The sequence below is a fragment of the Rhizobium sp. N731 genome (genome assembly GCF_001664145.1).
Classification (GTDB): Bacteria; Pseudomonadota; Alphaproteobacteria; order Rhizobiales; family Rhizobiaceae; genus Rhizobium; species Rhizobium esperanzae.
Genome location: NZ_CP013601.1, coordinates 3,499,516 through 3,521,500 on the forward strand (window position 1 = coordinate 3,499,516; position 21,985 = coordinate 3,521,500).

Annotated in this window: 19 protein-coding genes; 17 read left to right on the top strand and 2 right to left on the bottom strand. The window is 61.0% G+C overall.

What is annotated here, in order from left to right; translation table 11 throughout:
* Positions 1-63 precede the first annotated feature (63 nt).
* Positions 64-1,173 (bottom strand): acyltransferase family protein, encoded by a 1,110-nt coding sequence (locus tag AMK02_RS17100; RefSeq protein WP_064806305.1) that lies wholly within the window; start codon positions 1,171-1,173, stop codon positions 64-66.
* A 217-nt stretch (positions 1,174-1,390) separates the two neighbouring features.
* Between AMK02_RS17100 and AMK02_RS17105 the strand changes: the two genes are divergently transcribed.
* A complete protein-coding gene (locus AMK02_RS17105) occupies positions 1,391-3,709 on the top strand; it encodes a membrane-bound PQQ-dependent dehydrogenase, glucose/quinate/shikimate family (protein WP_064806307.1) in 2,319 nt (772 codons plus the stop codon).
* A 247-nt stretch (positions 3,710-3,956) separates the two neighbouring features.
* On the opposite strand, the gene AMK02_RS17110 is transcribed toward AMK02_RS17105, so the two are convergent.
* Positions 3,957-4,532: a cytochrome c gene (locus AMK02_RS17110; protein WP_082240331.1), complete on the bottom strand. Its 576-nt coding sequence runs from the start codon at positions 4,530-4,532 to the stop codon at positions 3,957-3,959.
* 534 nt (positions 4,533-5,066) lie between these two features.
* Between AMK02_RS17110 and AMK02_RS17115 the strand changes: the two genes are divergently transcribed.
* The 16 genes from AMK02_RS17115 to nuoG all read left to right on the top strand — a co-directional run bounded on the left by AMK02_RS17115 (position 5,067) and on the right by nuoG (position 21,950).
* A complete protein-coding gene (locus tag AMK02_RS17115; protein ID WP_064804647.1) occupies positions 5,067-6,533 on the top strand; it encodes a multicopper oxidase family protein in 1,467 nt (488 codons plus the stop codon).
* A 253-nt stretch (positions 6,534-6,786) separates the two neighbouring features.
* Positions 6,787-7,281: a DUF305 domain-containing protein gene (locus AMK02_RS17120; protein WP_064804649.1), complete on the top strand. Its 495-nt coding sequence runs from the start codon at positions 6,787-6,789 to the stop codon at positions 7,279-7,281.
* Between the two features lie 287 nt (positions 7,282-7,568).
* Positions 7,569-8,069, top strand: coding sequence for an NADH-quinone oxidoreductase subunit J (locus AMK02_RS17125; protein WP_064804651.1), 501 nt, complete (start codon positions 7,569-7,571; stop codon positions 8,067-8,069).
* A complete protein-coding gene (nuoK, locus tag AMK02_RS17130; RefSeq protein WP_064804653.1) occupies positions 8,069-8,371 on the top strand; it encodes an NADH-quinone oxidoreductase subunit NuoK in 303 nt (100 codons plus the stop codon). The genes AMK02_RS17125 and nuoK overlap by 1 nt, the downstream gene beginning before the upstream one ends.
* 5 nt (positions 8,372-8,376) lie before the next feature.
* On the top strand, positions 8,377-9,840 hold the full coding sequence (locus AMK02_RS17135; RefSeq protein WP_064804655.1) for a monovalent cation/H+ antiporter subunit D family protein: 1,464 nt from the start codon (positions 8,377-8,379) through the stop codon (positions 9,838-9,840).
* Complete coding sequence (locus AMK02_RS17140) at positions 9,837-10,091, top strand: hypothetical protein (protein ID WP_064804657.1); 255 nt, start codon at positions 9,837-9,839, stop codon at positions 10,089-10,091. Before AMK02_RS17135 ends, AMK02_RS17140 begins: the two co-directional genes overlap by 4 nt.
* The gene (locus AMK02_RS17145) at positions 10,084-11,859 is read left to right on the top strand and encodes a Na(+)/H(+) antiporter subunit D (RefSeq protein ID WP_064804658.1); all 1,776 of its coding nucleotides are present in this window, start codon (positions 10,084-10,086) and stop codon (positions 11,857-11,859) included. The genes AMK02_RS17140 and AMK02_RS17145 overlap by 8 nt, the downstream gene beginning before the upstream one ends.
* 8 nt (positions 11,860-11,867) lie before the next feature.
* Positions 11,868-13,343, top strand: coding sequence for an NADH-quinone oxidoreductase subunit M (locus AMK02_RS17150; RefSeq protein ID WP_064804660.1), 1,476 nt, complete (start codon positions 11,868-11,870; stop codon positions 13,341-13,343).
* Positions 13,340-14,779: an NADH-quinone oxidoreductase subunit N gene (locus tag AMK02_RS17155; RefSeq protein ID WP_064804662.1), complete on the top strand. Its 1,440-nt coding sequence runs from the start codon at positions 13,340-13,342 to the stop codon at positions 14,777-14,779. The genes AMK02_RS17150 and AMK02_RS17155 overlap by 4 nt, the downstream gene beginning before the upstream one ends.
* Positions 14,780-14,908: 129 nt before the next feature.
* Positions 14,909-15,274, top strand: coding sequence for an NADH-quinone oxidoreductase subunit A (locus tag AMK02_RS17160; RefSeq protein ID WP_064804663.1), 366 nt, complete (start codon positions 14,909-14,911; stop codon positions 15,272-15,274).
* Positions 15,262-15,765, top strand: coding sequence for a NuoB/complex I 20 kDa subunit family protein (locus AMK02_RS17165; RefSeq protein WP_012485038.1), 504 nt, complete (start codon positions 15,262-15,264; stop codon positions 15,763-15,765). Before AMK02_RS17160 ends, AMK02_RS17165 begins: the two co-directional genes overlap by 13 nt.
* Positions 15,762-16,325, top strand: coding sequence for an NADH-quinone oxidoreductase subunit C (locus AMK02_RS17170; protein ID WP_064804665.1), 564 nt, complete (start codon positions 15,762-15,764; stop codon positions 16,323-16,325). Before AMK02_RS17165 ends, AMK02_RS17170 begins: the two co-directional genes overlap by 4 nt.
* Before the next feature lies 1 nt (position 16,326).
* Positions 16,327-17,541, top strand: coding sequence for an NADH dehydrogenase (quinone) subunit D (nuoD, locus tag AMK02_RS17175; RefSeq protein WP_064804666.1), 1,215 nt, complete (start codon positions 16,327-16,329; stop codon positions 17,539-17,541).
* Between the two features lie 16 nt (positions 17,542-17,557).
* The gene (gene nuoE / locus AMK02_RS17180; RefSeq protein WP_064804668.1) at positions 17,558-18,067 is read left to right on the top strand and encodes an NADH-quinone oxidoreductase subunit NuoE; all 510 of its coding nucleotides are present in this window, start codon (positions 17,558-17,560) and stop codon (positions 18,065-18,067) included.
* Between the two features lie 4 nt (positions 18,068-18,071).
* Positions 18,072-19,337 carry an NADH-quinone oxidoreductase subunit NuoF gene (gene nuoF / locus AMK02_RS17185; RefSeq protein WP_064804670.1) on the top strand — a complete coding sequence of 422 codons (1,266 nt, stop codon included), beginning with the start codon at positions 18,072-18,074 and terminating at the stop codon, positions 19,335-19,337.
* Positions 19,338-19,370: 33 nt separating this feature from the next.
* A complete protein-coding gene (gene nuoG / locus AMK02_RS17190; protein ID WP_064804672.1) occupies positions 19,371-21,950 on the top strand; it encodes an NADH-quinone oxidoreductase subunit NuoG in 2,580 nt (859 codons plus the stop codon).
* The last annotated feature ends 35 nt before the right edge of the window (positions 21,951-21,985 follow it).

A 21,985-nucleotide genomic window follows, 5' to 3' on the forward strand; every position in this document is an offset into this window, starting at 1 on the left:
TCTGTTTGCTGAGCCGGGCATCCTCGCTCAACGACCAAAGTCCCGGATGGGCGGTCGAGAAGCTTACTTCAAAACTGCGCCGGCCAATTCCCGTCTCGTGCCGCGTTGCAGGTAGAGGTTCTCGAGCCAGGTCACCTGTCTCCTCAATTCCAACGCCGGCTTTTCGATGAATCGCCATGAGAAGGCGGCAAAACAAGTGACAATGATGCTGCAGACGATCCCATTCAGCCACCAGTTATGCGCCCAGGGTCCGAGCGCGACGAAGGCCTGCTGGATGGGATAGCCATAGAGGAATACGCCATAGGAATAGTCGGCCCCCTGAAGCACTCCGAGCTTGCGGGGCGAGGTCAGGCCGAGAAAGACCGTTACATATCCAATAGCCGGAATGGCAACGAAGTCCCCAAAAGAGCTGAACCAGTAAGCCCACAATATGACGGCAACAGAAGCGATGAAGATGCGGAGATCCCACAGAATTTTGTCCTGGTAGAGATAGATCGTCACGCCCACGAGGAAGGCGCCGATCAGCAGGTTCCCCGACGCGGTCGTCGGCATAAATGCCCAGTTGCTCTCATGCTTCCAATATCGCGCAAGCCCAAAACCCACGAACAACGCCGTCGTTGCGACGAGCGCGAGCACGCGCCGCCTGACCACGCCGAGCAGGAAAAGCGCGGCGATCGCGACGTAGCATTCAAGTTCGAAGGGCACGGTCCAGAGCTGCCCGTTCACCATCGCGGCGTCAGGATTGGTCAGGAACACCCCCGGAAGATTGAAGTGAATGTGCCCGGTGACATTCAGCAGATATGTAAAAAACTGGGGGTCGGTGAAGTAGTTACTGAGGTCATACTCGGTATAGATCGCTCCCAGTATAAAAGCAGCCAGCAACACTTCCACTGCGAGGGCGGGATAAATCCGGATAAATCGATTGCCAAGAAAAGAGATCAACGTCTTCGACCGCCCTAGACTGCCGGCGACCAGGAACCCACTCAGCGCAAAGAACATGGGCAGCACCGACTTGATAAAGGGACGCAGGGGCGTTTCCCACAAAAACAGATCATCGCCGTAGGTGACACGAGCCGTATGGATCCAAAGCACCGAAAAGGCCAACAGCAATCGCATGTAGTCAAATCCTGTCGGCCGCCCCTTCGCCAGATCAAGTTTTTCGCCGAGAACCATCAGTGCCCCTTTCAGAAGTTTTGACGCAATCGCAAGCATCATTGCCGGCTCGGGGACACGTGTCAGTGACCACAGCTACATCAGGAAAAATTTGAGGGACTGCCCGTCTTCGGGACGAATAGCTGACCATCGCTCCAATGGCCCTGTGCTGCCCGAGGAGCCGTCGATGGTCGGAGACGAATGCGAGCGACCGGGCAGCGAATTGGATGAGGAGACGATGAAATTTCTGGCCGCTTTGTTCTGTATCGTTCTCGCCTTGATCGGATTGGGCTTGATGGGAGGCGGCGCCTTGCTGCTGAGCCTCGGCGGCTCCTCCTATTACGCAATCACAGGACTTGCCTATCTCGTTGCAGCCGTTCTGCTATGGCGCCGGACGCCGCTGGGCGCACTCATCATCCTGCTTGTCGTCGTTTTCACCCTTCCCTGGGCATTGTGGGAGTCGGGCACCAATTTCTGGGGGCTCTTCGCACGCTTGATGTCCCCCATTGCACTGGCGGGATTTGCGTTTCTTTTTGCACCAGCGCGTTTGCCGACCGCCAACCGAAAGCTCTTCCACGGCGGCGCCCTGCTTGCCGCCATTCTGTTTGCTGCAGGCTTTGGTCTTGCTTTCACGCCGCATGAGGTGATCCGCCCCTCCGGCGATTTCCCTACCTACAAGACGGTCAGAGGCGACAACGCCCCCTCCGACTGGACATCCTATGGCCGCGGCACGGAGGGAGATCGCTATTCCCCATTCGATCAGATCAATCGCGGCAACGTTGCCAGGCTCGATCTTGCCTGGACATATCGCAGCGGAAGAGGCGACGGCGTCGACCAGAACACGCCTTTGCAGATCGGCGATACCGTCTACACTTGCACGCCGACGGATGTGATCGCCGCCCTTGATGCCGATACGGGAAAACCCCGCTGGACCTTCGACCCCAAGGCGTCGGCGCCCTATTGGCAGCGTTGCCGCGGCCTCGGCTATTACAAGATGCCGGAGGAAAGCCGATCACCCGATGGCCTCTGCAACGAGCGCCTGATACAGACGACGATCGATGCCCGCCTCCTCGAGATCGACAGCAAAACCGGCGCGCCATGCACTGGCTTCGGCGACAACGGTACCGTGCAGCTCTCTCAGGGCATGGGTGAAATCAAGACCGGCTACTATTTCCAGACGTCGGCTCCGCTGATTGCCCGCAACCTGATTGTCATCGGAGGCTGGGTCACCGACAATCAGGAGGTCGGCGAGCCCTCAGGCGTCATTCGCGCATTCAATGTTGTCACCGGCGGGCTCGAATGGGCCTGGGATCTCGGCAGTCCGGCGATCACCAAGCTTCCGCCGGCAGGCGAGACCTACACCCGCGCCACGCCCAATATGTGGACGACAGCCGCCTTCGACGACAAGCTCGGCCTCATCTATGCCCCGCTCGGCAATACCACGCCGGATTATTACGGCGCCAATCGCCCGGCTTTCGCCGATCAGTACAACGCGACATTGGTGGCGCTCGATGTGACGACAGGCCGGGAGCGATGGAAATTCCAGACCGTGCATCATGATATCTGGGACTATGATCTGCCGGCCCAACCGGTGCTGATCGACCTGCCTGACGGCAATGGTGCCACCGTGCCGGCCATCTTGCAGACCACCAAACGTGGGCAGCTTTTCCTGCTCAACCGTCAGACCGGCCTTCCCCTCGCCGAAGTTCAGGAAAAGCCGGTGCCGCAGACAGGAGACGCGCCGGAAGAGAAGCTGTCGCCGACACAGCCTTATTCCGTCGGCATGCCGACGATCGGTGCGGAACGTGTCACGGAGCAGCGGGCCTGGGGCCTGACGATGTTCGATCAGCTGGCCTGCCGCATCGCCTTTCGCAAGATGCGCTACGACGGCGATTTCACCCCGATCGGCACGCATCCTGCAATTCAGCAGCCGGGAAATCTGGGCGGCCTCAACTGGGGAAGCGTCTCGGTCGACCTGCCCAACAAACGCGTCTTCATGAACGACATTCGCGTCCCCAGCATCTTCGCGCTCGTGCCGCGGGCCGATTACGTCGATTTTGCCCTCGTCACGACCGCACACGGCCCATCCGCCCCGCAGCGCGGCACGCCCTATGGCATGACAACCGAGAAGTGGACGTCAAGACTGCGCATTCCCTGCACGCAACCGCCATGGGGCACGGTGACGGCAGTGGATCTGAACACACGCAAAATCGCATGGCAGGTGCCGGCTGGGACTGCCGAACAGCTCGGACCATTTAAGATCAAGATGAATTTGCCCATGTCGATGGGCTTGCCGACCTATGCGGGTACATCGGCGACTGCCGGCGGCCTCGTCTTCTTTGCCGGCTTCCAGGACTATTATATCCGCGCCTATGACGCCGAGAACGGCAGCGAGCTCTGGAAATATCCTTTGCCGGTCGGCTCGAGTGCGACGCCGATGACCTACGTCTCACCGAAGACAGGCAAGCAATATGTTCTGGTCTCGGTTGGCGGAGCAGCAAATTCGACTGACGTCGGCGACTATGTATTCGCCTTCTCCCTAAGAGACGGGAATTAGTCAGCCGATCACACCAAGCCACATGGCACCGCTTGATCGTGTCGTGAGTGATCGGCTACCTCAAGCATGCGGCTGATCCGCTTGCGAACACCGTCCTTTAAGATCGTCCGCAAGAGCTATTGCCAGCGCAAAAGATTGACTGGCGGTAGATGATGGCATCACGGCCGTGCACTGGCCATGTCTGATCCTCTTACTGGGCAAGGCTTCGAGTAACCCAAACTACCTCGCAGGGGGATCGGCAGCCCAGTCATTTTGCCCGAAACCGCGAGTGACACGACGCGCAGGTCTGCAGCATCAGGTGAAACGCATGTTCTGCCGACATGGCAGACATCGAAGCCTCGCTCCTGATGCGCGTACCAAGCGGCCCTCCGCCCATCGGCTCGCGCTCCTTCATACGCATATCATCTGACATTCTGTCCGGATGCCGATCCGCGGTCGAAGACAAGGCATCCGCATAGGTCTTGAGGTCCCGCGCCAGTTCGGAGAACCGATTCCGTTCGGTGGCGATCACCTCGTTTGCCTTCGAACCCTCTGCGGCGGTCACCGTTGCAAAGTGATCTGTAAGACGCCGATCGGCTCGATCACTGATGGCTTCGCTCGCCTCCTTGAACTTGGTGGAGGAGTAGGTTTCGGGAGCTTTGAACATGTCCGAAATCGTCTTTGCGGCGGCGGCGATCTCCTTCATATCGTTCTGGCGATCAGCCACGACCGGCACGGTCTCCGCAAATGCGAGGGAGTTCGCCAGCACGCATGCGAACACCAGAATGGCACTTGACCTTCCCGTTGGTGGAAGGGGCAGTCTTCGTGGAAAATGGTTGATCATCCGTGATGTCGTAGTTGCGCTTCTTCTGATCCCTGCTTGATGAGGATCAAAGCGGGCGTGTGGAGGTTCCCTAAGCTATCCATGAGGCAGAAATAGGCTGAGCAATATGGACTTGCGGAAGCATAACACGCTGATTTTGAGGATGTGCATAGCGCTGCTTGCCGTCGCTATTCTCTTCAGCGCACCTGCTTCCCATGCCACTCTTCAACCCTGCTCGACGGAACACAGAGTGTCCATTGATCACCCTCACCAAGACGATCATCACTCAAAGCCAAAAATGGCACTCGGTGACCAGGCGTGCTGCAGCAGCATTTGCGCTGTCGGCATATTGATTCTTCCGTCACCGACGACCGCGTCGTCAAATATGGCGATTTTGTTGACCCGTTTCCTATCTGCAGGAGCATCTTACCGGAAGAGCCCCTTCTCCTGGCTTCAAGCCTCCCCGATCTGCTGCCTGACGAAGCGTCCGCCTGTCAGCGGGCCAGTTCCATCATCAGCACTGTCGGGATGCCGACATAAATCGAGAGGCATATCATGTATCGCCGTCAATTCCTGAAGACGCTCGCCGTGAGTGCGGCAGTCGTCTCGCCTGTCCTCAATTCCATCCGCGCCCATGCAAACCCTGTTCCCGCCGATCTGGTCATCGGAAAGAGAACCCTGGACGTCAATGGCAAGGCCGCCACCATCTTCGGACTGGCCAACCGCAGCGGCAAGCCCGGCCTCGTGCTGGACGCAGGCACGGACCTCGACATCCGCGTCCTCAACGAGACATCCGAAGACACCCTCATCCACTGGCATGGCCTGACGCCGCCGTGGAACATGGACGGCGTACCGGACAATCCGGCCGCCTTGCTTGCCGCTGGGGAAAAACGGGACTACCGATTTCCTGTCGGCCCTGGCGGGACCCATTGGATGCACGCCCACACCCTGCAGGAGCAGAACCTGCTCGCCGCGCCGCTGATCGTCCGCACGGCGGAAGACCGCGCCCGTGACGAACAGGAAGTCGTGATCCTGCTGCACGACTTCTCTTTCAAGTCCCCGGAGGAGTTGCTGGAAAGGCTGAAGGGTAGCGGCGCCAGACATGGCGGCATGCAGTCGCGCCATCAAGGGATGATGCAGACGATGATGAACATGCAGGGACATCAGATGCCGATGACCGGCATGTCGACGATGAGCATGCCAATGGCGGGAACGTCGGCGATGGACCTCAACGATATCGAATACGACGCCTTTCTCGCGAATGACCGCACCCTTGACGATCCCGAGATCGTCAGGATCGAGAAAAGCGGCCGCGTGCGTCTGCGGGTCATCAACGGAGCGACCAGAACGGCCTTCACCATCGATACCGGCAGCATCGTCGGTAATCTCATTGCCGTGGACGGCGTCGATATCGAGCCGGTCCCGGCCAGCCGCTTCCCGATCTCGATGGGTCAGCGCCTCGACATCCGGCTGGAGCTTCCCGCAGCCCCAGGCTCCTACCCCATCCTCGCGCTTCGCGAAGGCGCGAAGGAGCAGACCGGTATCATCCTCGCGACCAGGAATGCAGCCGTTGAAAAGATCGGCACCACCGCCTTGGAGACGGGTCCCGTTCTCGACCTTGGCTTGGAGCGCCAGCTTCGGCCTGCAACACCTCTCGGCGCCCGCTCACCCGACCATCAGTACGCCATCACACTGACGGGAGACATGACCGCGTACACCTGGGGCATCGACCCGTCCGCGCCGTTGAATGTTTCCAAAGACAAGCGAGTCCGTCTCACCATGCGGAATATGTCGATGATGGCGCACCCGATGCACCTGCACGGGCACCATTTCCAGGTCGTCGGCGTCAATGGCCAGGGGGTTAGCGGAGCCGTCCGTGATACTGTCCTGCTGACGCCGATGGCCGAGGTCGTGGTGGAGTTCGATACCGTCAATCCCGGCCGTTGGCCGCTCCATTGCCACCACCTGTACCACATGGCGACGGGGATGATGAAGTATATCGCTTACGACGGCGCGATCTGATCAGCAAGCTCGGGCTCCCGCATCCGGCAAGCTCTTGCGACTCGGGAACCAACCCGCCGATGCAAGGTTAAGGCGATATGCCTCCGAGTTGTTGCCTCGGAAACATCCTGGAGCGGTTCAGCTTTCACGGAAGCGCAGAACCGCTCTAACCTTTTGGATTTACGCGATTCCGGAGGGAAAACGGCTTCGCACTTTTCCTGGAATTGCTCTAACCGCCTTCCGACTCGGTCCGAAGGCCGGAAGGAAGCTAGCGATGCGCAATCACCACAATTCCCGACATGAGGGGATGAGCAGGCATCCCTATTCCATGTTCGCGGTCAACATGATCCTCAGCCTCATCGTCATGTACTTCGTGATGTTCTCGATGATCGATGGCTGGAGCGATTTCCGGAACAATCTCAACATGCTCTACATGGCGCTGACGATGGTGGCCCCGATGGGCATCATCATGCTCGCCACCATGGGCGGCATGTACGGGAACAGGAAGCTGAACGCCGCCATCCATGTCGGCCTGGCGATCCTGTTCGTCGCGGCCTTTGCAGGCACTCGCACACAGGCTCTCATAGGCGACCGCCAATTCATCGCCTCGATGGTGCCTCATCATTCAGGTGCAATCCTCATGTGCCGGGAAGCAGCCCTCAACGATCCCGAACTGGTCGCGCTCTGCGCCAACATCTCGAGCGGCCAGCGTGCGGAGATCGAGCAGATGAACGCGATCCGCACGCGCCTGGATCAGGGCGCGCGGTAAGCGCTTGCGGATGTCAAGAAGGCAATCGAGACAGCCGCTCCAGCCTCGTCGACCAGGCTAAAACCATTTGCCTATGGATAAAATCGGTACGACCCTATCGAAAGCGCGCGCTTGGCAAGCGACCTTCGCCACATCCGGACCGGCTCGATCTTGCTCCGTCGATGACAATAATCTTGTGAAAAATCCGATACTAGGGCACAATTTGCGAAGGCATCTGAAGTTGCGGCGCAGTCTCGAATCCGGCCGTCTCGCGCCGAGTGGCAGTTCGCGTCGGAGGGTCGGCGTCGATGGATCAGGGGTTCTTTCTTCTGTTCGCTGCGGTATCCGTGATCACGGCCCTGACGGTGGTCCTGGCGCGCAATCCGGTTCACAGCGCATTGGCGCTGATGGCGTGTTTCCTGCAGGTCTCGGCAATCTTCGTCTTGCTCGAGGCACCGTTGCTCGCGGTCATCCAGATCTTCGTCTATATCGGCGCGATCATGGTCCTGTTCCTGTTCGTGATCATGATGATCGATGTGCGCGAAGCGGTGTTGCAGCGGTTCTTGCCGGGCGGCAACCTCCCGGCTCTGGTACTGCTCGTCCTGCTCGGAGTCGAGATGCTCGTGCTGGTGCTCTGGAGCGACCGCTTTTCGGTCGTGGAGCCCGTCGCGATGCGCGGCGGCGATGACGTCAGGCAGCTTGGCACAGCACTTTTCGCCGACTATCTCCTGCCGTTTGAAACCGCCTCCGTAATCCTGCTGGCGGCCTTGGTCGGCGCCATCATGCTGGCGCGGAAGGAGCAGGGGTGATGGTTCCGCTCTGGTGGTATATTGTGCTCGGAGTGGTCCTGTTCGTGATCGGAGCGGCGGGCGTGCTGCTCAGGCGCAATATTCTCGTCGTACTGATGTCGCTGGAGCTGCTGCTCAACTCGGTGAACATCAATTTCATCGCTTTCGGGCGTTACCACGCCGATTTCCGCGGGCAGATCTTCGCGATCTTTGTCATCGCAACCACCGCGGCGGAAGTTGCCGTCGCCCTCGGCATCCTGGTTGCCCTCGTGAGGAACAAATCCACCCTCAAGATCGACGACGTGACGGTGATGAAAGGATAACGGCTTTGGACTCGGTTGTATCGATCCGGCCGTTGCTTGCCATCGCCGTCGCCGGTCTGGCGGCCCTTGCAGTTCTCCTTTTGAATAACCGCGAGAGACTTCGCGATCTGGTCTCGCCGTCGGCCGCGATCGCCATGTTCGCGATTATCTTATCGATGGCGCCCACAGTGCTGGCGGGCGGGACGGTCGAATTGCGCCTGTTCGAGATTCTGCCGGGGATCGACTTTGCTTTCCGGGTCGATGCACTCGGCATGGTGTTTGCCACCGTCTCTTCGCTGCTGTGGATCGTGGCGGCGATCTATTCCATCGGCTACATGCGGCATTTGAACGAGCATGCGCAGACCCGGTTCTTCGCCTGCTTCGCCAGCAGTCTTGCGGCCGCCGCCGGGGGCGCCTTCGCCGCCAATCTGTTTACGCTGGTGATCTTCTACGAGGTGCTCAGCCTCGTTACCTATCCGCTCGTCTACCACCATGAGGACGAGGAGGGATGGAGGGGCGGCCGCAAGTACCTCGTCTATCTGATGGGCGCCTCGAAAAGCGCGCTGCTCGCCGCACTGGCGCTGACCTACCATATTGCGGGGTCGCTCGACTTTGTCGCGGGGGGGCTGTTGGCCAGGAGTGATGTCTCGGCGGCGCTGCTGACGGTCGTCTATTTCTGCTATCTTTTCGGCTTCGCCAAGGCCGCTGTGATGCCGATGCACGCCTGGTTGCCCGCCGCGATGGTCGCGCCGACACCGGTCAGCGCGCTTTTGCATGCAGTGGCAGTGGTCAAGATGGGCGTGTTCTGCGTGCTACGGGTGGTGTTCCATGTCTTCGGCACCGGACTGGTGGGCGGGCTGGGCCTCGGCATCGCCACGGCCTATCTGGCTTCGTTCACGATCCTGATGGCGTCGGTTTACGCCCTGACGCGGGACGACCTGAAGGCCAGGCTTGCTTATTCGACGGTTAGCCAGCTCTCCTACATCGTGCTGGGCGCGGTTTTGTTGTCGCCGGTCGCGATGGTCGGCGGGATCATCCACATCGCGGCGCACGCATTCTCCAAGATCACGCTCTTTTTCTGCGCCGGGTCGATCTATTGCGCGTCCGGCAAGCGTAACATCAGCGACATGGCCGGTATCGGCCGCAGGCTGCCCTGGACGATGGGGGCATTTTTCGTCGCCTCGCTCAGCATGATTGGCGTGCCGCCAACCGCGGGTTTCGTCAGCAAGTGGTATCTGGCTAAGGGCGCCTTGGCGGCGGGAGAGACCGCGTTCCTGGTCGTGCTCCTGGTGAGCTCGATCCTGAACGCCGCCTATTTCCTGCCGGTCAGCTATGCCGCCTTCTTCCAGGCGGAGAAGCAGGAGAGCCGCACGACGGTCCGTGAAATTCCGTTGGTGACGATACCGCTGGTCGCGACGGCAATCCTGTCGGTGCTGATGGGCATTTTCCCGGGCTATTTTCTCACCCTGGCAGATGGAGTGATCCGATGATCAAGCGTGTCGTCGACTTCTTTGGTGCCGAGCAATATGCGAGCCCGCGCCGCCGACTGTTCTACCTCGTGCTCGTCCTGATCGTCATCGCCGACTTTCTGGTCTCTCGCGAACATGCCGAATATCTGTGGGACAGCCTGCCGGGCTGGTCCGCCGTCTACGGCTTCGTCTCCTGCGTCCTGCTTATCTTCGTTTCCAAGTTTCTCGGCCATCGGGTCGGGCTGATGCGGCGCGAGGACTATTATGACTGACTTCATCCATCCGGCTCTGCTCTTTATTCTTGGCGCCCTGCCGATCCCTTTCCTCAGCGGGTGGGTCCGCAAGGCTTATCTGCTTCTGATCCCTGCGCTGGCAATCCTTGCCGTGCTTACGATAGAGCCGGGCAGCTATGGCGAAGCGCGGTTCATCGGACAGGAGATCCTGATCGCGAAAGTGGACAAGCTCAGCATCGTCTTCGCCACCGTTTTCACCATCATGGCGTTGATCGGCATGGTCTACGCGCTGCACCTGACGGATGCCGGCCAGCACGTGGCGGCATTCGTTTATGTCGGCAGCGCACTTGGCGTGGTGTTTGCCGGTGACTACCTGACCCTCTACCTGTTCTGGGAGGGCATGGCATTCGCCTCCGCCTATCTGGTCTTCGCGCAGCGTGGTGGGCCGGCGATCCGGGCCGGCTTCCGTTACCTGATGGTCCATATCACCGGCGGTGTCGTCCTGCTCGGCGGCATCATTTCCCACGGGCTCGCCACCGGTTCACTGCTTTTCGGCCCGATCGCGGGGGGCCTCACCAATGGAGGAATGGGGGTCGGCGACTACCTGATCCTCGCCGGCTTCATTCTCAACGCGGCCGTGCCGCCGCTCAATGCCTGGCTGACCGATGCCTATCCGGAGGCGACCGTCACCGGGGCGGTGTTCATGAGCGCGTTTACCACCAAGACCGCCGTCTATGTGCTGGCGCGGGCGTTTCCGGGGACCGAGCTCCTTGTCTGGCTCGGCACCATCATGGCGCTCTACGGCGTCATCTACGCAGTGCTGGAGAACGATTGCCGGCGGCTTCTCGCCTATCACATCGTCAGCCAGGTGGGCTATATGATCGCAGGTATCGGCATCGGAACCGAGATGGCGGTGAACGGAGCCGCCAGCCACGCCTTCGCGCATATCCTCTACAAGGCGCTGCTGTTCATGGGTGCCGGTGCAGTCATCTACGTCACCGGCCGACGCAAGCTCACCGAGCTCGGCGGGCTTTACAAAACCATGCCGCTGACCGTGGCGCTTTACATGGTCGGCGCCTTCGCGATCTCGGCCTTCCCGTTCTTCTCGGGGTTCGTCACCAAATCGATGGTGATAGCGGCTGCAGGAGCGGATCACCGCGCAATGGTGGTGCTGGCGCTGACCATGGCATCGTCCGGGACGTTCCTGCACACCGGCCTCAAGCTTCCCTATTACATGTTCTTCGGGACGGACCGGAAACTGGAGGCGCGGGAGCCGCCGCGCAACATGCTGATTGCCATGGGCATGGCGGCGGTGCTCTGCATTGCGATCGGGGTGTTCCCCCAGCCGCTTTATGCGCTTCTGCCCTACCCGGTGGATTTCGAACCTTATACGGGCATGCATGCCATGGAGAGCCTCGGGCTGCTGATGTTCACCGCCCTGGGGTTCGTTCTGTTCCTCTGGGCGCTCGATCCCGAGAACACGATCAGCCTCGACACCGACTGGTTTTACCGCAAGGGTGCGCGGGCCTTCATGTGGCTCGCCGAAAGGCCGCTGGCGCGCTATGAGCAGGCGGTGAGCAATGTCTCCGAGACCGCGGCGCTGCCCTTGCTGCGCGGCGCGGCGCGGACAGGACTCCGGCTCGATCTTGCCGGCGTGGATGCCGTCGTGAATGGCATTGCCCACTCGATCCTGCACGGCGGCGGACGGCTCAGGCGGCTCCAGACGGGTGTCGTGACCCATTACGTGCTGGCGATGATCGTCGGTCTTATCGCAGCCACCGCCGTCTTCGTCGTGGCGTGGCGGTAGGGGGTGCCATGGGCTTCCCGCTGCTCAGCCTCATCATATTCACACCCGTTGTCGGGGCCGCGGTTCTGATGTTCCTGCGCGGTGACGATGCGGTGCGGTGGACTGCGCTCTCTTTCACCGTCCTCGACCTTGCTCTCTGCATCGCCATGCTGGTCGGCTTCGACACCACGACCCATGCCATGCAGTTCATCGAAACGCGCTCCTGGGTGCCCGCGCTCGGGATCAATTATGCGCTTGGCATCGACGGAATCAGCGCGCTCTTCGTGTTCCTGACCGCATTGTTGGGGTGGATCTGCGTGCTCGCCTCCTGGGTCGCGATTGACCGCAAGGTAAAGGAATTCATGATCTGCCTGCTCTTCATGCAGGCGCTGATGCTCGGGGTCTTCTGCGCACTCGATCTGTTCCTCTTCTACGTCTTTTGGGAGGCGATGCTGATCCCGATGTACCTCATCATCGGCGTCTGGGGCGGCAAGGGTCGGGTCTATGCGGCGATCAAGTTCTTCCTCTACACGCTGGCGGGCAGCCTCCTGTTCCTGATCGGTGTCATCGTGCTCTATTTCTACGGTGGCAGGACCTTCGATATCCTCGCCTTGACGGAGCAGGACTTGCCGTTCCGGATCCAGTCCTGGCTGTTCTTCGCCTTCCTGATCGCTTTTGCGGTCAAGGTGCCAATGGTGCCGGTCCATACCTGGCTGCCGGATGCCCATGTGCAGGCGCCGACGGCGGGCAGCATTATTCTCGCCGGCGTGCTCCTGAAGATGGGCGCCTACGGATTCCTGCGGTTCTCGCTGCCGATGCTGCCGGAGGCATCGATGTATTATTCGCCGCTGATGCTGGCGCTTTCGGGGCTTGCGATCGTCTATGGCGGGTTGCTCGCGCTGGCACAGGACGATCTGAAGAAGCTGGTGGCCTATTCCAGCATCAGCCACATGGGCTTCGTGACGCTGGGGATTTTTGCGCTGAACCTCCGCGGGCTCGAGGGCGGTATCCTGCAGATGTTCAATCATGGCGTGACGACAGGCGCCCTATTCCTGTTCGTCGGGCTGATCTACGAGCGCACCCATACCCGCAGCATCACCGACTATGGCGGGTTGATGAAGGTGGCGCCGGTCTACACCACGTTGCTGGCACTGTTTACCCTGTCGTCGATGGCGCTGCCGGGAACGAATTCGTTCGTGGGCGAGTTGCTGGTGCTGTCAGGCGGGTTTGCGGCCAACCTGGTCGCCGGTTCGGCCGCCGTTTTGGGCGCATTGCTGGCGGCTGCCTATCTGCTCGGCATGTATGGGAAAGTCGCGCTCGGCCCGGCCAGCGTCGGCGCCCGGTTGAAGATACGCGACGTGAACGGCCGTGAAATGGCTGCGATCCTGCCGCTGGCCGTCTTCGTGCTCTGGGTCGGGCTCTATCCGAAACCCTTCCTCAACGTCGTCGATGCCTCGGTGAAGCATCTGGTGACACAAGTGCACAGTAGGGGGAGCGGCCAATGACCACCGCCGCGCTTTTCCAGTCGGCCCTGGCGAGCCTGCCCGAGATCGTGGTGATCACCGGCGCCTGCATCCTGCTGATCCTGGGACAGTTTGTGCGAAGGGGACAGGAACATTTCCTTGTCTGGGCGTCGGTCGCGGTCGTGTTGATTGCCGCCTTGGCGACACTCATGCTGGCGAGCGAAGTACGGCCGGCCTACACGGGCATGTTCGTCTCCGACCGCTTCGCAGTCTTCTTCAAGTTCGTTTTCTACCTAGCCACCGTACTGACATTCCTCCTTTCGCGAAAATATGCCGATATCGAAGGGATCGCGAGCAGCGAATACTATGTCCTGCTGCTCTTTGCGCTTTCGGGTATGATGATCATGGCCTCGGCGACCGATCTCCTGTCGATCTATGTGGGCCTCGAACTGATGGTGATTTGCACCTATGTGCTGACCGGCTTCCTGCGGCGTGAGCGGCGGTCGAACGAAGCAGCGCTGAAATACGTAATCCTTGGCGCGGTCTCGACCGGGATTTTCCTTTACGGCGTTTCGCTGGTCTACGGGCTCACCGGCACAACGCAATTGGACGGGATGGCTGCGGCCGTGACCGCCGATCCGCTCGATCCAGGATTGTTGCTGGCGGTGGTCTTCATCGTCGCGGGGCTGGTCTTCAAAGTCGGCGCGGTTCCCTTCCACATGTGGCTGCCGGACGTCTATGAAGGCGCGCCGACGACGATCACCGCCTTCATGTCCGTAGGCCCCAAGGCGGCCGGGTTCGCGGTTATTCTTCGGGTGTTCCTCAACCCTCTGGTCGCAGCCTCGGACGTCTGGATCATCGTTGCCGTCATTGCGGTGGTGACGATGGCGCTCGGCAGCTTCGTGGCGCTGGTGCAGGATAATTTCAAGCGTCTCCTGGCCTATTCCAGCATCGCCCATGCCGGCTTCGCCATTTTCGGCGTGGCCGCTGGCGGCGCCGATGGGATCGCCAGCGTGATGCTCTATCTGCTGATCTACGCCTTCATGAATCTCGGCATTTTCGGCGCCGTCATCATGATGCGGAACGGCGATTTCTCGGGCGAGGTCATCGAAGACTATGGGGGTTTCGCCAAGTCACATCCGGGGCTGGCGCTGCTGATGCTGCTCTATCTCTTCTCATTGGCCGGCATTCCGCCGACCGCCGGGTTCTTCGCCAAATTTTACGTGCTGGTCGCCCTCGTCGAGCATGGATTCGTCATGCTGGCGGTCATCGCAGTGCTGTTCAGCGCCGTCGCCGCCTATTTCTACATCCGCATCGTCATGGTGATCTATATGCACGAGCCGAAGAGGGCGTTCGCCCCGGCGCTGACGCCTCTGGTGGGCGCGACACTCACCGTCACCGCTGCCGGCACCATCGGCATCGGCCTATTTCCGTCGTGGTTTCTGAAGCTTGCCCAAGATTCGGTCTTTGGCGGGTGAGCGATTGGATTTGCAATGATCACACCGACGGAATAGACTTGAAGGAGAAGGAAGGATTGCCCAAGTCGCACCGCGGCGTGGCCTATTTACCCGTTCGGGATGAGGTCGGTGGGCAACCGGTGCAGTGATATGACTGCAATGGAATTCTTGCCGGTTCTTTTCATGATCGCCGGAGTCGTTCTGGTGGCGGGGGTGACGTTGTTCGTTTCCTCGCTGCTGCGCCCATCCAATCCCTATCCCGCCAAGAACACGCCTTATGAATGCGGCATGGACGCCGCGGGTGAGGCCGCCGCGGGGCGCTTCAGAGTGCCGTTCTTTATCCTCGCGATCCTGCTCGTCGTCTTCGATGTCGAGACGATGTTCCTCTTTCCCTGGGCCGTCGTCCTGAAAGACATCGGGCTGGTCGGCTATGTCGAGATGTTCGTCTTCATATTGCTGCTTCTTGTAGGTTTCGCCTACGCCTGGCTGAAGGGAGCGCTGGAATGGGAACAGTAAACAACGCGATCCGCGACAGCGTGCTGTTCACCACGGCCGACAGTATCATCAATTGGAGCCGAAGCTCGGCGCTGTGGCCTGAAACCTTCGGCATTGCCTGCTGCGCCATCGAAATGATCTCGGCCGGTTGCGCCCGCTATGATCTCGACCGCTTCGGCGTGGTGTTCCGCCCTTCGCCGCGCCAGTCCGACGTCATGATCATCGCCGGCACAGTCACCCGGAAATTCGCGCCTGTCGTGCGGCGGCTTTATGACCAGATGCCGGAACCGCGCTGGGTGATCGCCATGGGCACCTGCGCCATCTCGGGTGGCGTCTACAACACCTACGCCGTGGTGCAGGGGTCGGAAACCTTCGTGCCCGTCGATGTGCATGTGCCCGGCTGTCCGCCGCGGCCCGAGGCCCTGATGCACGGTTTCCTCCTGCTCCAAGAAAAGATCAAGAGGTCCCGGGCGCTCGCCGGAACACCTCTGGATCGGGTTATAGCGTCATGAGTGTGGAGCCGTCCCTCAATCGCGCTCCAATCATGGAGCGCTTCGGAGAAACAATCGAGGACCTCGGCACTGCGCACGGTATCGACGTCTTTGCCGTTCCGCCCGAGCGGATCGTCGAATTCTGCCGGTTCCTGAAAGAGCATCCGGCCATGCAGTTCAATTTCCTCTCGGACATTTGCGGGGTCGATCATTATCCCGAAACGCCGCGGTTCGAGGCGGTCTACCATCTCTATTCGCTGCCCAACCGGTGGCGGGTCCGCATCAAGTGCCGCCTTGGCGATCCTCCTGAAGTGCCTTCGGTCACGGGAGTCTGGCGCACCGCCAACTGGCACGAGCGTGAGGCCTGGGACATGTATGGCATCCGGTTCGCGGGACATCCCGATCTGCGCCGGATCTATATGTGGGAAGGCTTCGAGGGCTTTCCCCAGCGCAAGGATTTCCCCCTCAGGGGCTATAAGGACAAGTTGAACCCCTTCGGTGCCGAAGGTCCGCCGCCAACGCAGCCCGACCTTGCCACCAGGGACATTCCGCAAGGGAGGCCGTCTACGCCGGAAAGTTGAGATGACAGAAGTCACCGAGCTCAGCAGGCCTGAAGGCGAAGCCCTCAATACCAGGGAAGTGCTTCTCAACCTCGGTCCGCAGCACCCCAGCACCCATGGGGTTCTTCGGCTTGTCCTCGAACTGGACGGCGAGTTCGTCGAGCGCGTCGATCCGCATATCGGCTACCTCCATCGCGGCACCGAAAAACTGGCGGAGAGCTTCACCTATACCCAGATTTTCCCGCTGACGGACCGGCTCGACTATCTCTGTCCGCCCTCGAACAACCTCGCCTTCGCGCTGGCGGTGGAGAAACTCCTCGGCATAGAAGCACCGATCCGGGCGCAATATATCCGCGTGATGATGGCCGAGTTGGCACGGATCTCCGGTCACCTCCTGATCACCGGCGCCTTGCCGATGGATCTCGGCGCTATGACCGCGCTGCTTTACGTCATGCGCGAACGTGAAATGATCATGGACCTCCTGGAAATGATCACCGGTGCGCGCATGCACACCTCCTTCTGCCGGGTCGGCGGGGTGCGCGAGGACCTGCCTGACGGATTCTTCCCCAAGATCCGGGAGTTTTGCGACATCTTCCCGAACCGGATCCGCGACTATGAGCGACTGCTCGAAGATAACCGGGTGTTTCTCAATCGCACGAAGGGGATCGGCGTGATCTCCGCCGAGGATGCTGTCGATCTCGGCCTCAGCGGCCCGAACCTGCGTGCTTCCGGTGTCGACTGGGACATCCGGCGCGATGAACCCTACGAGATCTATGACCGGCTCGCGTTCAACGTCATCACCCGTGACGAGGGCGATTGCTATGCACGCTGGCGATGCCGCGTCGACGAGATGCGCGAAAGCATAGGGATCATCGAACAATGCATCGACCAGATGCCTGAGGGGCCGTTCCAGATCGACATGCCGACAATCGCCTTCCCGCTGGACAAGGATCGGGTGCACTGCTCGATGGAGGCGCTGATCCAGCATTTCGACCTGTCGGCCTACGGCTTCAAGGTGCCGAAGGGCGAGGTCTATTCGGCGATCGAGGCGCCAAAGGGCGAGCTTGGCTTTTACATCATCAGTGACGGCTCGCCAAAACCGTTCCGCATGAAAGTGCGGGCACCCTCGTTCGTCAATCTTCAGGCCCTCTTCGGGGTCACCAACGCCCGCTATCTGGCGGACATGATCGCCGTGCTCGGCAGCCTCGACCCTGTGATGGCGGAGGTGGACAAGTAGCAAGGATTTGAATGCGATGACCATGCGCGAAAAGATCGAAGAGGCGGCGGCGCGGTATCCCGACCAGCGCTCTGCGATCATGCCCGCGCTCCTGATCGCGCAGAAAGAACATGGCCATCTGCCTGGGCCAGTGTTGGAAGAGGTCGCCGACATTCTCGGAGTCGAGCGGATCTGGGTCTACGAGTTGGCGACCTTCTACACCCTCTTCAATACCGAACCGGTGGGGATGTTCCACCTGCAGCTCTGCAACAATGTTTCCTGCATGCTGTGCGGATCGGAGGACCTGCTAGACCATCTGGAAACAGCGCTGGGGATCAGGAAAGGCGGCACCACCCCGGACGGGCTGTTCACGCTTTCGACCGTCGAATGCCTCGGCGCCTGCGAGATGGCTCCGGTGATGCAAGTCGGCGACGATTACCACGCCCACCTTGATGTGACGCGGATAAACGCACTGTTGGACAGCCTGCGGGCGATAGCGGGAGCCGCGAGCGTCGAGCACATCTCTGCGCGGCTGCCGGGGGAGTAGCGCCATGTCCGAGCCGGTTCTTCTCAAAAATGTCGATGTGGCGGATGGTCATTTGGTGTCGACCTACGAGGCTGGAGGTGGCTATCAGGCGCTGGCGAAGGCGCTGCGCGAGTACACGCCTGACGAGGTTATCGACCTCGTGAAACGGTCCAACCTGCGCGGTCGCGGCGGTGCCGGATTCCCAACGGGCATGAAATGGGGTTTCGTGCCGAAGCGCACGGGCAAGCCGACATATCTGTGCTGCAACGCCGATGAGGGCGAACCGGGCACGTTCAAGGACCGGATCATCATGGAGCGTGACCCGCATCAACTGATCGAGGGGCTGGCGGTAAGTGCCTACGCGATTGGGGCCGAAACCGCTTATGTCTACATTCGCGGAGAATATGTGACGGCGATCCGTCGTCTGGAGCAAGCGATCGCCGAGGCCCACGCAAAGGGCTATCTCGGAAAGCGCGTTCTGGGCTCCGATTTCAATTTCGCGATACACATCCACTGCGGCGCCGGCGCCTATATCTGCGGCGAGGAGACTGCGATGCTCGAGTCGCTCGAGGGCAAGCGGGCGCAGCCGCGATTGAAGCCGCCGTTTCCGGCCGTGGCCGGGCTCTACGCCAGCCCGACTGTGATCAACAACGTCGAGACGCTCGCTTGCGTACCGCACATCATTATGCGGGGGGCGGACTGGTTTCGCGGCATCGGCCCGGAAAAGAGCCCCGGCCCGAAGCTCTACTGCCTCAGCGGACAGGTGCGCAAACCCGGCCTTTACGAGTTGCCGATGGGCATACCATTGCGCGAACTGGTCGAGGAACATGCCGGCGGGGCCTTGCCGGGACGCAAGATCAAGGCAGTGATCCCGGGCGGGGTCTCAGCGCCGGTCATCCCGGAGCATGGGCTGGAGGTGAGGATGGATTTTGACTCGCTGGCTGCCGCCGGCTCGATGCTCGGTTCGGCTGGCGTTATCGTGATCGACGATAGCACCTGCATGGTCAAGGTCGCCACCAGGATCGTCGAGTTCTTCCACCATGAGTCCTGCGGCAAGTGCACGCCCTGTCGGGAAGGATTGAACTGGGTTGTGAAGGTCCTGCGCCGGGTTGAAGGCGGGGATGGCGCACCCGGCGATCTGGAGCAGCTGGAGATGCTCTGCAAAGGCATTTTCGGCAATACGTTTTGTGCCTTGGGTGACGGTGCAGCGATGGGATTGCGGGCGGCACTCGCGCATTTCCGAGATGAATTCGTCGCCCATGTCGAGGAGCGGAGGTGCCCGTTTCACTGAAGGAGTGTGCTGGATCAGGCTTGTGAGGAAACCATGCTTAAAGTCACGATCGATGGACAAACGCTGGAAGTTGAAGCTGGCTCGACAGTGTTGCAGGCCGCCCGGCGTTTGAGTATCGATATCCCGACCTTTTGCTATCTGAAGCGTCTGCCGCCGCTGGCCTCCTGCCGTATGTGTCTGGTGGAAATCGAGGGCCTGCGGCGGCTGCAGCCGTCCTGCGCTACTGCGGTCACCGATGGCATGGTCGTGCGGACGAATACGCCTCTGATCGAGGAAACGCGCTCTTCCATGCTCGACATGCTGCTCGCCAACCACCCCCTCGACTGCCCGATCTGCGACAAGGGCGGCGAATGCGAGCTTCAGAACATGGTCATGGCCTATGGGCCCCGCGAAAGCCAGTTCCGCGATGACAAACGTGTGTTCCACTCCGAGGACATTCGCCTGAGCCCGGTCATCATCATGAACGTCAACCGCTGCATCCAGTGCCAGCGCTGCGTCCGGATGTGCGAGGAGGTCGTCGGCGCGGTGGCACTGGGCACCGTTGAAAAAGGCATGGATACCGCCGTCACCGGCTTCGAGGGCAGTCTGGCGAGTTGCGACCAGTGCGGCAATTGCGTCGAGGTCTGCCCGGTCGGCGCGCTGATGAGCTTACCCTACCGCTACAAGGCGCGCCCTTGGGATCTCGTAGAGACCGACACGATCTGCCCGCATTGTGGCACCGGTTGCCAGTTGACAGTGGGCACGCGCAAGGGCGAGTTCATGCGGGTGCGCTCGAAGTGGGACGAAGGTGTCAACCACGAAACTCTCTGCGTGCGAGGACGCTTCGGCCTCGATTTCGTTGCAAGCCGCGACCGGATCAAGCAGCCAATGATCCGTCAGGATGGCGCCCTGATTCCGGTTTCCTGGGACGAAGTGGGGGACTATCTGCGCCGGCGACTGTTGGCTGTCGAGAGCAAGGATGCCGGCGGGCTGGCCTCGCCTCGCCTGCCCAACGAGGTGCTTTACCAGTTCCAGAAGCTGATGCGAACAGTATTCCGGACCAACAACATTGATTGTTCGTCACGCTGGGCCGCGCCCTTCGATACGCTCGGCCCGCTATTGGGAGCTTTCTACAGCCGCACACCGCTGGACGACGTAATCGGCAACGACTGCGTGCTCGTCGTCGGCGGCAACGTGACCGAGGAGAATCCCGTCACCGAATACCTGCTGCGAGACGCCGTGCGGCGGCGGCAGGCCGGATTGCTGATGCTTTCGGCGCGGCCCTCGCGTCTGGATGCCGATGCCAGGGTGGTGGTTCGCGTGCCGCCGGGCGGAGAAGAGGCGAGCCTTGCGGCGGTGGTAACCGCGCTCATGGCGGCGGCCGGTCAGACCTTGCCGGGCGACGCATTTGCGGACATCGGTGCGACGATCGGCAGGCCGGCAGCGGGCACCGGCAGCGACGGGCCGGATCGTCTGGCCACCGCGCTCAAGGACGGCCGTAGCGTCACCGTGCTTGTCAGCGTCGATCTCCTGAGATCACCCGACGCGCGCACGACGCTGCAGCAGATCAATAACCTGCTGCAGGTTCTGCGCCTGCTCGGCAAAGGCCCGGCGATGCAGTTCCTCTTCGACCGTGCCAACCAGATGGGCGCCTGGGACATGGGGGTTCTGCCGGCGGCTCTGCCGGGCCTGCGGGCGGTCGCCGACGATGTGGCGCGCGCAACTCTTGCACGGGACTGGGGCGCCGAAATCCCGTCTGAACCGGGCGCAGGTCTCGATGCCATGCTGGACCTCTGCGTCGGCGGGCGGATGGGTGCGCTCTACATTGCCGGAACCGACCCCTTGATCAGCTATCCCGACCGGGCGTTCGTACAGCGGGCGCTTGGCGCCGCCGATCTCCTGATCGTCCAGGACGCCTTTCTTACGGACACGGCCGGGCTGGCCGAGGTCGTCCTGCCCGCGGCGGGTTACGGCGAAGAATCCGGCACGTTCACCAACAACGAGGCCCGGACCCAGACGATCCGCCAATTCCGCGAACCCGCCTTCGAGGCGCGGAGCAATCTGGCGATCTTCGACTTCGTCGCGGCGCTTTGCAACCAGGCACTGCGGCCGTCGACGCAAGGGCAAATTTTCGACGAGATTGCACGGCTGGTTCCGGCCTATCAGGGATTGAGGCAGGACGGGCTTGGCGCCGGCGGCGCATTCACCAAGGCGGTGCCAACACCACCGACTGGCGTGTTCCTTGCGCCGCCGCCCGTCCCGATAACCGCCGACCGGCTGATGCTGATCACCGGCGACTGCCTGTTCCACAACGGGTATCTTTCCGAACGGTCGGACATGCTGAACACGGTCGCCAATGATCCCTATGTTGCGATGAGCGCGCAGGATACTGCGGAGCTTGGCCTTTCGGATGGCGATCAGGTAATCGTGCGTTCCGGCCATGGCGAACTGACAGCGCAGCTCAAGGTCGACAGGCGGTTTCCCAAGGGCCTCGTCTTCGTTCCGGAAAACTATAGAGCCTTGCGTCTCAACAGCCTGCTGCGGCGGGGCGAATATCCATGCGCGGTGGAAGTCCAGAAGGCGCATGCCACTCCTGAGGTCGACCGCCCAGGCCGGATCTGGCGCGGGGTTTGAAGATTTGGGATCGGGGCACCGTAAGGCTCCGCGGC

Bases quoted from the DNA above. Each gene is read 5' to 3' on its own strand.
- AMK02_RS17160 (WP_064804663.1), top strand. From the start codon at position 14,909: ATGACTGCAATGGAATTCTTGCCGGTTCTTTTCATGATCGCCGGAGTC.
- AMK02_RS17105 (WP_064806307.1), top strand. From the start codon at position 1,391: ATGAAATTTCTGGCCGCTTTGTTCTGTATCGTTCTCGCCTTGATCGGA.
- AMK02_RS17115 (WP_064804647.1), top strand. From the start codon at position 5,067: ATGTATCGCCGTCAATTCCTGAAGACGCTCGCCGTGAGTGCGGCAGTC.
- AMK02_RS17170 (WP_064804665.1), top strand. From the start codon at position 15,762: ATGAGTGTGGAGCCGTCCCTCAATCGCGCTCCAATCATGGAGCGCTTC.
- nuoE (WP_064804668.1), top strand. From the start codon at position 17,558: ATGACCATGCGCGAAAAGATCGAAGAGGCGGCGGCGCGGTATCCCGAC.
- AMK02_RS17110 (WP_082240331.1), bottom strand. From the start codon at position 4,532: ATGATCAACCATTTTCCACGAAGACTGCCCCTTCCACCAACGGGAAGG.
- AMK02_RS17125 (WP_064804651.1), top strand. From the start codon at position 7,569: ATGGATCAGGGGTTCTTTCTTCTGTTCGCTGCGGTATCCGTGATCACG.
- nuoK (WP_064804653.1), top strand. From the start codon at position 8,069: ATGGTTCCGCTCTGGTGGTATATTGTGCTCGGAGTGGTCCTGTTCGTG.
- nuoD (WP_064804666.1), top strand. From the start codon at position 16,327: ATGACAGAAGTCACCGAGCTCAGCAGGCCTGAAGGCGAAGCCCTCAAT.
- AMK02_RS17140 (WP_064804657.1), top strand. From the start codon at position 9,837: ATGATCAAGCGTGTCGTCGACTTCTTTGGTGCCGAGCAATATGCGAGC.
- AMK02_RS17150 (WP_064804660.1), top strand. From the start codon at position 11,868: ATGGGCTTCCCGCTGCTCAGCCTCATCATATTCACACCCGTTGTCGGG.
- AMK02_RS17145 (WP_064804658.1), top strand. From the start codon at position 10,084: ATGACTGACTTCATCCATCCGGCTCTGCTCTTTATTCTTGGCGCCCTG.
- AMK02_RS17100 (WP_064806305.1), bottom strand. From the start codon at position 1,173: ATGGTTCTCGGCGAAAAACTTGATCTGGCGAAGGGGCGGCCGACAGGA.
- nuoF (WP_064804670.1), top strand. From the start codon at position 18,072: ATGTCCGAGCCGGTTCTTCTCAAAAATGTCGATGTGGCGGATGGTCAT.
- AMK02_RS17155 (WP_064804662.1), top strand. From the start codon at position 13,340: ATGACCACCGCCGCGCTTTTCCAGTCGGCCCTGGCGAGCCTGCCCGAG.
- AMK02_RS17165 (WP_012485038.1), top strand. From the start codon at position 15,262: ATGGGAACAGTAAACAACGCGATCCGCGACAGCGTGCTGTTCACCACG.
- AMK02_RS17120 (WP_064804649.1), top strand. From the start codon at position 6,787: ATGCGCAATCACCACAATTCCCGACATGAGGGGATGAGCAGGCATCCC.
- nuoG (WP_064804672.1), top strand. From the start codon at position 19,371: ATGCTTAAAGTCACGATCGATGGACAAACGCTGGAAGTTGAAGCTGGC.